The sequence below is a fragment of the Streptomyces sp. GC420 genome (assembly GCF_009916105.1).
Lineage (GTDB): Bacteria > Actinomycetota > Actinomycetes > Streptomycetales > Streptomycetaceae > Streptomyces.
Window position 1 is genome coordinate 1 of sequence record NZ_JAAAXQ010000407.1, and the last position, 6,515, is coordinate 6,515.

The 6,515-nt window shown below is 73.4% G+C and carries 5 protein-coding genes and 1 pseudogene; 4 read left to right on the forward strand and 2 right to left on the reverse strand.

Features of this window, described 5'->3' with window-relative positions:
• Window positions 1–324 precede the first annotated feature (324 nt).
• The gene (locus tag GUY61_RS41670) at window positions 325–1,218 is read right to left on the reverse strand and encodes a hypothetical protein (RefSeq protein ID WP_313896975.1); all 894 of its coding nucleotides are present in this window, start codon (window positions 1,216–1,218) and stop codon (window positions 325–327) included.
• On the opposite strand from GUY61_RS41670, the pseudogene GUY61_RS41990 reads away from it, so the two are divergent.
• Both GUY61_RS41990 and GUY61_RS41995 read left to right on the forward strand, forming a co-directional pair.
• Window positions 1,150–1,296, forward strand: a pseudogene (locus GUY61_RS41990) (PAS domain S-box protein); the annotation flags it as partial. The gene GUY61_RS41670 and the pseudogene GUY61_RS41990 sit on opposite strands and share 69 nt — an antisense overlap.
• A 241-nt stretch (window positions 1,297–1,537) precedes the next feature.
• Window positions 1,538–2,704, forward strand: coding sequence for a GAF domain-containing SpoIIE family protein phosphatase (locus tag GUY61_RS41995; RefSeq protein WP_243766913.1), 1,167 nt, complete (start codon window positions 1,538–1,540; stop codon window positions 2,702–2,704).
• A gap of 163 nt (window positions 2,705–2,867) precedes the next feature.
• On the opposite strand, the gene GUY61_RS32545 is transcribed toward GUY61_RS41995, so the two are convergent.
• Window positions 2,868–3,488 carry a YceI family protein gene (locus GUY61_RS32545; protein WP_166633921.1) on the reverse strand — a complete coding sequence of 207 codons (621 nt, stop codon included), beginning with the start codon at window positions 3,486–3,488 and terminating at the stop codon, window positions 2,868–2,870.
• A 148-nt stretch (window positions 3,489–3,636) separates the two neighbouring features.
• Between GUY61_RS32545 and GUY61_RS32550 the strand changes: the two genes are divergently transcribed.
• The gene (locus GUY61_RS32550) at window positions 3,637–6,006 is read left to right on the forward strand and encodes a polysaccharide lyase 8 family protein (RefSeq protein WP_166633922.1); all 2,370 of its coding nucleotides are present in this window, start codon (window positions 3,637–3,639) and stop codon (window positions 6,004–6,006) included.
• A gap of 164 nt (window positions 6,007–6,170) precedes the next feature.
• On the forward strand, window positions 6,171–6,515 hold a 345-nt coding region (locus GUY61_RS32555; protein WP_279576882.1), incomplete at its 3' end, for a carboxyl transferase domain-containing protein.

The following is a 6,515-nucleotide window of genomic DNA, read 5'->3' on the forward strand; positions in this document are numbered from 1 at the left end:
TCCCGGTGCCGGGCAGGCCCCCCTTTCCCGTCCACCGCCCCGTGGCTGAGGCCCGCCGGACGGCCCGGATCAGCGGCTGCGGCGCGCCGAACCCCGGGGAATGACACATTCTGGTGGAGAGCACGTGTGTGCGTCCGTACGGGAGGACGCTGGATGGGTGACGCAGCCGCTGGGCCGGGCGGGACACGGCGGTCCGGCGCGAGCGAGGGCGGGGACGAACGCCGGTCCCGGCTCGAGGTCGCCCTGGCACCGGCTCTGATCGACGCCGTCCGCACGGCCGGTGGCTACGGCGGCATGGTCTACCTGCGCTCCCGGGACCGGCGCTCACTGGTGCTCGCCATGATCGCCGGGGTGCCCCGCGCCCTGATGCGGACCTGGTGGCGGGTGCCGGTCGGTGGCCCGCTCCCCGTCCCCGAGGCGTACCGCACCGAGCGCGGGCTGCGGCTCGCCGACGAGGGCGAGATCATGCGCAGGTTCCCGCAGCTGGCCGCCGGGCTGCCGTACCCGTTCGCCTCCGCCTACGAACCGGTCACGGTCCGCGGTGAAGTGGTGGGCGTCCTCGTCGTCCTGCGCTCGGTGGCCCGCGGCGCTCTCGCCGGCGCGGAGGAGAGCGCCCTGCTCGCCGCCGCCGAGGAGACGGGCGCCCGCCTCGCCGCGCTCCCGGCCTCCGAGCCCGTGGAGTACGACGCCGACCCGATCGGCGTACGGATCCCGACCCCCGCCGCCCCGGGCGTCCGGGTCGGCCTCTTCGACTGGGACCTGGCCACCGGGTCGTGCTCGGCCGACGACGAGGCGCTGGCCGTCCTCGGGATCGATCCCGGGTCCTTCGGGGGCACCATCGAGGACATCGAGGCCCGGGTGAGCCCGGACGACCTGCACGAACTGCGGGCCTGCCGGCGGGACGCCGTCGTGCACGGCCGGGTCCGCGCCCGCCGCTTCCGCGTCCGCAGACGGCGCGCCGGCGACCGCAGGCCGCGCCACTGGCCCGTCGAGCTGTGGGGCCACACGGTGGTGCCGGAGGAGGACGGTACGCCGGCGGGAGAGGACGGTACGCCGGGCGGCCGCGCCCCGCGTCGCCTCGTGGGGGCGGTCGTCGACGCCGCCTCCGGCAACAACGCCGCCGAGGCGGCAGAGCGTCTCCCCGACGGCATCTTCTCCCTCGACCAGGACGGCCGGCTCACCTACGCCAACCGCCGCTGCGAGGAACTGCTCGGTCACGGGCGCGAGGAACTGCTCGGCCGCTACCCCTGGGAGGTGATCGACTGGCTCTTCGACCCCGCGTACGAGGACCGCTACCGGGCGGCGATGCTGTCCCAGGAGCGGGTCTCGTTCCTCGTGCGCCGCCCCTCGGGCGAGTGGCTCGGTTTCGTCCTCTATCCCGATGTCCACGGGCTCACCGGGCGCGTCTTCCCGACCGGCCCGCCCGACGAGCACGACGGGCACGGGGCCGGGGGCACGGCGGCACGGTCGGCCTTCCTCATCCCCCCCCGAGCAGGTCGCCGGGGCCCGCGCGGGGGCGCTCTACCACGTGGTGCAGATGGCGAGCGTGCTCACCGAGGCGGTGACCGTCCAGCAGGTCTGCCGGGCCGTCTCCGAACAGCTGCTGCCCGCCTTCGGCGCCCAGGAGCTGGCCCTCTACGCCGTCAGCGAGCGCCGTATGCACCTGCTGTGGGAGTCGGGCTACCCGAAGGACTTCCTCACTCCCTTCGAAGGCGTGAGCCTGGACACCCACCTGCCCGGTGTCGAGGCGCTGACCTCGGCGCACCCGCTGTTCTTCGAGTCGCGCCAGGGTCTGGCCTCGGCCTATCCGGGGATCAAGATGGACCCCATGAACGCCTGGTCGTTCCTGCCGCTGATCGCCTCGGGCCACCCCGTCGGCTCCTGCATCCTCGGCTACGACTCGCCCCACCACTTCACGTCCGAGGAACGCTCCGCGCTCACCGCCCTGAGCGGCCTGGTGGCGCAGGCCCTGGAACGGGCGCGGCTCTACGACGCCGAGTTCGCCGTCGCCCGCGGTCTGCAGGACGCCCTCCTGCCGCACCGGCTGCCGCCCGTCGAGGGGCTGCGCACGACGGGCCGCTATCTTCCCGGCACCCAGGGCATGGACATCGGCGGCGACTGGTACGACGTGATCAGGACCGGCCGCGGAGTCGCCCTCGTGATCGGGGACGTCGAGGGCCACAGTGTCGCGGCGGCCGCCGTGATGGGGCAGCTGCGCAGTGCCGTCCACGCCTTCGCGGCCAGTGAGAGCCCGCCCGACGAGGTCGTCTCCCGCACCAACCGGCTCTTCGCCGAACTCGACGTCAGCGCCTTCGCGACCTGCTGCTACATCGAGCTCGATCCCTTCACCGGCACGGCCCTCGCGGTTCGCGCCGGTCACCCGCCACCGGTACTGCGGCACCCGGACGGCCGGACGGAGGTGCTGGACCTGCCGGGCGGCGTCATGCTGGGCGTCAAGCCCGACGCCCGCTACCCGGTGACGGCACTGAAGATCGCGCCCGGCAGTGTGCTGGCGCTGTACACGGACGGGCTCGTCGAGCGGCCGGGCAGCGACATCGAGGAGGGCATCGAGGCCGTACGGGCGTGTGTGGCGCGCAACCGTCCCGAGTGCCTGGAACTCCTCGCCGACGAACTGATGCAGACGGCCCGCCGCACCGCCGACCGGCCCGACGACGTGGCACTGCTGCTCACGGCGTACGGCTGACCGGCGTGGCGCTTCCGTTCAGACCCGCGACCGCCGCGCGGCGATGCCGGCGCACGCCTGCGGCCGCTCGTCCCGTGCCGGCGGACGCGGCCGCGCGCCGCCTCCCCGGGAGCGGGGGCGGCGGCGCGCGGTGCCGGCCGGTGAACCGGCACGGGGACCCGGGTCAGGCTGCCCCGGTGGTCTCGGCGGCCTTGATCGCGGAGATGTCGAAGTTCAGCCTGACCTTGTCGCTGAGCACCACACCACCGGTCTCCAGCGCGGCGTTCCAGGTCAGGCCCCAGTCCGAGCGCAGGATCTCGGCGCTGCCCTCGAAGCCGACCCGCTGGTTGCCGTACGGGTCGATGGCGGAGCCGTTGAACTCCAGGTCGATGGAGAGCGGGCGGGTGACGTCCTTGATGGTCAGGTCGCCGCTGATGCGGTACTTGTCGCCGCCCAGCGTCTCCGCGGACGTGGAGCGGAACGTCATGAGTGGGTACTTGTCGGCCTCGAAGAAGTCGCCGCTGCGCAGGTGCGCGTCACGGTCGGCGACACCGGTGTCGATGCTGGCGATCTTCACATCGATCGACGCGGTCGACCTGGACGGGTCGGAGCCGTCGAGGTCCAGGGTGCCCTCGAACTCGCCGAAGGCGCCGCGCACATTGGTGACCATGGCGTGCCGCACGGTGAAGCCGATGCTGGTGTGCGTCGGGTCGAGGGTGTACTGGCCGGTCAGCGCCGCCAGGGCCGGGTCGACCTCGGCGGTGGTGGCGGCTTCGTCGGTGCGGTTGCGGGAGAACAGAGCCATGGCTCCTCCTTGGTAGGAAGTTTTAACCTTCAACAACATGGACCATAACGCCATCTCGTTCAAAGTTCAACCACATCGGGGGGTGACATCAGGACAACCCCGCAGAGGTGCTGTTTCGGGACGGGCGGCGGAAGGGGAAAGCCCGCACATGACGCCGCTGCCCCGCCGTTCCCTGCTCGCGCTGGCCGCCGCCGGAGCGCTGGGCACCGCCCGGCCCGTGCGCACCGCGCCGACCGTCCGCGCAGCCGCCGCCAGGGCCGCCGGCGGGGAGGACGAGTACGACACCCTGCGGCGACGCTGGCTCGCCCTGCGCCTGGGGGAGGGTTACGACCCGGGAGTCGAGCCGTACGCCGCGCGGCTGAAAGAGACCGGTGAGCTCGCCCGGGGCTTCCGCGCCACGATGGACCCCGGCCCCGGGTGGCTGTGGCCCGGCCACCCCTTCGACCCGCCGGCCGGGATCACCCGGAGCTACAGCCGGTTGTGGACCATGACCCAGGCCCATGTGCAGCAGGGCACCGGCCTCACCGGCGACCCCGGACTGCTCGCCGCCGTCCTGCGCGGGCTCGACCACGTCGGCGCCACCGCCTACCACGACTCGGCCACCCCGTACGGCAACTGGTGGGAGTGGCGAATCGGCAGTCCCCGCCTGCTCATGGACATCGTCGCGGCCCTGTACGGGGAGCTGACCGCGGACCGGCGCGAGCGGGCCTTCGCCGCCGTCGACCACTTCGTGCCCGACACGGCGCTGGGCGAGTACTCCGGCACGTCCACCGGCGCCAACCGTGTCGACCTGTGCCGGTCCGTCGCCCTGCGCGGGATCCTCGGCCGGGCCCCCGCCCGGATCGCCCTCGCCCGGGACGCGCTCTCGCCCGTCTTCCCCCACGTCACCGAGGGGGACGGCCTCTACGCCGACGGGTCCTTCGTGCAGCACACCCGGGTCGCCTACACGGGTACGTACGGACAGGTCCTCCTCGAAGGGCTCGGCGGCCTCTTCGCCCTGCTCACCGGCTCCACCTGGGCCGTCACCGACCCCGGCCGGCGGACCGTTCTCGACAGCGTCGAGCACGCGTTCGCCCCGCTGGTCCACGACGGCCTGATGATGGACAGCGTCAACGGGCGCGCCCTCAGCCGCGGCCTCCTGACGTCCGACGACCGGCGGATCATGCGCAGCGACCACTTCCACGGGCAGGCCGTCATCGCCGCGATCACCCTGCTCGCGGACGCCGCCTCCGCGGCCGAACGGGAGCGCTGGCACGGCATGGTCAAGGGCTGGATCGAGCGGGACACCGTCACCCCCGTCCTCACCGCGCGCCAGTTCGGCACCGGCGACCTCTCCCGGCTGCACGCCGTCGCCGCGAGCGAGGTCCCCGCACGCCCCGAGCCCGCCGGTCACAGGCTGTTCGCCGCCATGGACCGGGCCGTGCACCGGCGCCCGGACTGGGTGGCCTGCATCGCCATGGCCTCCGACCGCATCGCCTACTACGAGTGCGGCAATGGCGAGAACCCGCGCGGCTGGCACACCGGGGCCGGAATGCTCACCTGGTGGGCGCCGGGCCACGGGGACCAGTACACCGACTGGTTCTGGCCCACCGTCGACTGGTACCGGCTGCCCGGCACCACGGTGTCCACCAGGCGCCTTCCGGACCGGGCGGGAGGCGAATGGGGCGAGCCGAGACCGGACGTGCGCTGGGTCGGCGGGACCACCGACGGGGAGTACGCCGCCGTCGGGCAGCACCTCAGAGGACTCGGTTCCACCCTGGAGGCCCGCAAGTCCTGGTTCTGCGCCGACGACGCCGTGATCTGCCTCGGCGCGGGCATCACCGCCCGCGACGGCGTGCCGGTCGAGACCGTCGTCGACAACCGCTGTCTGGGCGGGCCCACCGCCCCCGCGCGCGCCCCGGTCCTCACCACCGGCCGGCACTGGGCCCACCTGGAGGGCCACGGCGGCTGGATCCTGGCCGACGGGTCACGCCTGCGCACCCTGCGCGAGGACCGCACCGGCTCCTGGGCCGGCATCAACAGCGACGGATCGCCCGAACCCCGCACCCGCCGCTGGCAGACCCTGTGGATCGACCACGGCACCGACCCGTCCGAGGCCTCCTACGCGTACGTCCTGATGCCCGGGGCCTCCCGGCGTGCCGTGGCCGCCCGCGCCGCCGGCCGGCCCTGGCTGCGGATCCTCGCCAACACCCGCGACCGCCAGGCCGTCGCGGTCGACCGGCTCGGGCTGACCTGCGCGAACTTCTGGGCGGCCGGCGCGGCCGGCGGCGTGGGCGGGCTCGCAGCGGACTCGCCGGCGAGCGTCCTCGTAAGGAGGACCGGGCGCACGGCCCGCGTCCGGGTGGCACAGCCGACCCGGACCGGAGAGCCGCTGGAGATCGTCTGGCGCCACCCGGTGCGTGAGGTCGTGGAGGCCGGCGCTAACGTCGAGGTAGTCGCCACCGGACCGTCGCTGCGGCTGCGCGTCACTCCGGGGGAGGCATGCGACACGCACGGGTGTGAAGTCGCCCTCGGGTGAACGGGCCCGGAACGTTTTATGGGGAGCCAACAAATACTTGGGCCTCCTAGCTGTTGATTCCGGGTGATAGGCGTGCGGTTCTGTCCAGCCCCGCCAGGAAAGCGGGTCCGAGACTGTGCGGAGTCGACGGCGTAATTCCTTGGTCGCTTTCGTAAGGTCGCTACATGACCGTTGTGGAGGAGAAGCCCGGGGAGACCGGTGAGGCCGTCGAGGCGGAGATCGCCGATGCCCGTGGGCGGGTGGCCGAGCTGCACGCCCTGCGCGAGCAGGCGGTGCGCGGACCGAGCGAGAAGGCCACCGCGGCGCAGCATGCCAAGGGGAAGCTGACGGCGCGCGAGCGGATCGGGCTGCTGCTGGACGAGGGCTCCTTCCGGGAGGTCGAGCAGCTGCGCCGGCACCGGGCGACCGGGTTCGGCCTGGAGGCGAAGAAGCCGTACACGGACGGTGTGATCACCGGCTGGGGCACGGTGGAGGGCCGTACGGTCTTCGTGTACGCGCACGACTTCCGG